Here is a 3379-nt window from a genome sequence, read left to right on the forward strand (position 1 = left end):
CCCGGCGGCGGCGAGCCGCACCCGGCACGGTCCGCCCCGACGCCACCGAGAGAGCGGCGCCGGAACGCTGTCGTCCGGGCGGCGGCGACCGGAGAATGGGGTGTGCCTGTGCGCGTGGTCGTGTGGTCGGTCGTGCTGACCAGTGTCATCGCGGTGGCGCTCGCCGGATGGGCGCGGGCCGCGCTGCACGCCGTCCCCGGTCAGGAGCAGCCCGTCGCCGAAGTCGTCCTGATGGGCTCGGCGTTGGTGTCCTGGGCGGCCGCCGGCGCGGTACTGACCGTGCTGCGCCCCCGTAACCCGCTCGGCTGGCTGTTCCTGCTCATCGGAGGATCCGGCGCCTGGCAGCTCGGCCTCGCCGCGTACGGCAGCCACGGTGCCACCGCCGACCGCGACTGGCCGGGCGCCGCCGCCGTGGCCGCCGTGGCGGGCGGCGCGCACGTCCCGTCCCTGTTCGCGCTCCCCACCGTCGTCCTGGCGCTGTACCCGGGCGGGCGCCTCGACGCGAGGTGGCTGCGGTGGACCGTCGCCGCCGCGGCTGTCGGCATCGGCGCGCTGACCCTCGCCGCCGTGTTCGACCCCGACGCCTACGACGACATCGTCCCCGGCCGCACGCCACCGGTGGCCCTGCCCGCCGCCGTACTCGGCCCCCTGATCGCCCTCTGCCTCCTGCTGATCGGCCTGAGCGCGCTGGCCGTCACCGCGCACGCGCTGCGCCGCCTGGTCCGCTCCGAGCCGCCCGAACGCCAGCAGTTGGCGTGGATGCTGTCCGTCCTGACCGTCGTCATGGGCACCTCGTTCTTCGCCGGCCCGCTCGTCCGGGCGGCTCTGGCCGTCCTCGTTCCCGTGGCCGTGGCCGTCGGGGTGCTCCGCTACCGCATGCTGGGCATCGAGGCCGTCCTGCGTCGCGGGCTGGTCTACGGGCTCCTGACGACCGTGGTGGCCGCCCTGTACCTCCTCACGACCGCCGTGATCGGCACGCTCTGGGAACCGAGCCCCCTGCCGGGCGTCCTGGCCGCCGCGGTGGTCGCCGTCGCCCTGACACCGGCCCGGGACCGGCTCCAGCAGGCGGTGGACTGGTGGATCTACGGCGCCCGCCGTGACCCCCTGCGGGCCCTGGCCCGCCTCGGCGACCGCGTGGCGTACGGGGACGAGGAGGAACTGCTGCCCGGCGCGCTTGACGTGGTCCGGCACGCGGTCCGGGCCCCCTCGGTCCGTCTCACCGGCCCGGACGGAGCCGTCCGCGCCACCGCCGGCCCCCCACCGCCACCGGGCCTCACCCTGCCGCTGAGGCTGGCCGGCCGGCCCCTCGGCACGCTCACCGTCGCCGACCGCGCGCCCGGCGAGCCGTACGGGCGGGACGACCTGCGGCTGCTGGAGGCCCTGGCGCAGCAGGTCGCCGTGATCGCCCGCGCCCTCGAACTCACCGATCTGGTCGCCGCCCACCGCGACCAGGTCATCGAGGCGACCCGACTCGAACGCGACCGGCTCCGGCAGGACCTCCACGACGGTCTCGGCCCGTCCCTGGCCGGCATGGGCCTCGGCCTCCAGGCCACCGCCGACAGCCTGGACCGCGGTGACATCGCCGCCGCCCGCCTCCTGCTGGACCGCATGCGCGACGAAGTGCCCGGCGCGGTGGGCGAGATCCGGCGCATCATCGACGACCTGCGCCCGGACGCCCTGGACCGCATGAGTCTCCTGGAGGCCACCCGCAGACACGCGCGCACCCTCACCCCCGCGGTCACCATCGACATCACGGCCCCCGAACTGCCGCCCCTGCCACCCGCCGTCGAGAGCTCCGCGTGCCGCATCGTCACCGAGGCACTGACCAATGTCGCCCGCCACGCGGACGCGGACCGTGCCGACGTCCACCTGACCGTCAGCGACGACACCCTGCACATCACGGTCACCGACGACGGCCGGGGCCTGCCGCCCCGGCTCGTCCCCGGAGTGGGACTGACCTCGATGCGCCGCCGCGCCGAGGCCCGGGGCGGCAGCCTGACCGTCCGGCCGGGCGCCCGCGGAACCGTGCTCACCGCCGTGCTGCCCCTGGAGGCACCATGACCACAGCGACCGCCGTCCGCGTCGTCGTCGCCGACGACCACCCCATGTACCGCTTCGGTCTCGTCGCCGCCCTCGCCGGGGAACAGGGCGTCGACATCGTCGCCGAAGCCGCCGACGGCCGCGAACTCCTGGCCGCCGTCGAACGCACCCAACCGGACGTCGTCCTCACCGACCTGGCCATGCCCCGCCTCGACGGCACCGCGGCCATCCGCGAACTCCTCACCGCACAGCCCGACCTCGCCGTCCTCGTGCTCACCATGCACGAGGACGACCAGACCCTCATGGGAGCCCTGCGCGCCGGAGCCCGCGGCTACCTCCTCAAGGGAGCCGACCGTACCGAGATCGTCCGCGCCGTACTGGCCGTCGCGTCCGGCAACGCCGTCTACGGCCGGGCCGTCGCCCAGCGCATCAGCGCCTTCTTCACCCAGTCGCAGCGCGCGTACGCCACCCAGGTCTTCCCCCAACTCACCGGCAGGGAACGGGAGATCCTCGAACTCGTGGCCCGCGGCCAGGGCAACCATCAGATCGCCCGCGCCATGTACCTCGCGGAGAAGACCGTCCGCAACCATGTGTCCGCCATCATGAACAAACTCGGCACCACCACCCGGGCGGCGACCGTGGCCAAGGCCCGCGACGCCGGACTCGGCGACTGACCCGCCGCCCGGCCGGCGTGCCCCGGCCGGCGTGTCCCGGTCGGCACGGGCAGCGGGGCCCGGCCGCCTCGGGACTCCTGCCTCACGACGGCCCCCGGCCGGTCCGCGCATGGTGAGGAGGTCAAACGACAGCCCAGCACAAGGAGCAGACATGACCTCCGGAACCTTCCAGTCCCTTCCCGTGCCGACCACCGCGCTCGACGGCCGGATCAGCGCGGTCGTTCTCGACCCGGACGGCAGCCCCGTCGACGTCGTCAAGAACGGTGCCGCGATCAAGGTGCAGACCGAGTGGCACCTGACCGGTTTCCTGGTCCCGCTGATCGGAGGCGCCTGGTCCGTGCACGTGAGTGTCGACCAGATCGGCGGCACCCACGACTTCACGACCCCGCCGCAACTGCTGCAGCACACGGGTGCCGACGGGTACTCCCAGCAGACCACGCTCACCGACCTCAAGCCCGGCAGCACCTACGCGCTGATCGCCTCCCTCGGCTACCGCACCCCGGCCGGCGGCTCGGCCGCGCTGGGCGGCTACGTCAACATCGGCACGGTCAACGTCCTGCCCTGACGCCGGCGCCCGGACCCGCGGCCGTCGACCACGGCCCGCCGGTACCGCCGGAAACCGTCGGAACCGCCACGGGGGACGGTTCCGGCGGTACCGGCGGGCC

3 protein-coding genes are annotated in these 3379 nt (G+C 74.7%); all 3 read left to right on the forward strand.

Translation table 11 applies throughout. The features are described from left to right. The first annotated feature begins 102 nt into the window (after positions 1–102). Positions 103–2061 (forward strand): sensor histidine kinase, encoded by a 1959-nt coding sequence (locus tag AOK23_RS36740; protein ID WP_157878259.1) that lies wholly within the window; start codon positions 103–105, stop codon positions 2059–2061. Next, complete coding sequence (locus tag AOK23_RS36745) at positions 2058–2714, forward strand: response regulator transcription factor (protein ID WP_055716838.1); 657 nt, start codon at positions 2058–2060, stop codon at positions 2712–2714. The genes AOK23_RS36740 and AOK23_RS36745 overlap by 4 nt, the downstream gene beginning before the upstream one ends. Positions 2715–2865: 151 nt before the next feature. Next, positions 2866–3279 carry a hypothetical protein gene (locus AOK23_RS36750; protein ID WP_055716839.1) on the forward strand — a complete coding sequence of 138 codons (414 nt, stop codon included), beginning with the start codon at positions 2866–2868 and terminating at the stop codon, positions 3277–3279. The last annotated feature ends 100 nt before the right edge of the window (positions 3280–3379 follow it).

Origin of the sequence: Streptomyces torulosus, from assembly GCF_001419765.1 — a bacterium.
Taxonomy (GTDB): domain Bacteria; phylum Actinomycetota; class Actinomycetes; order Streptomycetales; family Streptomycetaceae; genus Streptomyces; species Streptomyces torulosus.

What these genes read in the sequence shown, in the direction of transcription:
- AOK23_RS36745 (WP_055716838.1), top strand. Translation starts at nt 2,058, where the DNA reads ATGACCACAGCGACCGCCGTCCGCGTCGTCGTCGCCGACGACCACCCC.
- AOK23_RS36750 (WP_055716839.1), top strand. Translation starts at nt 2,866, where the DNA reads ATGACCTCCGGAACCTTCCAGTCCCTTCCCGTGCCGACCACCGCGCTC.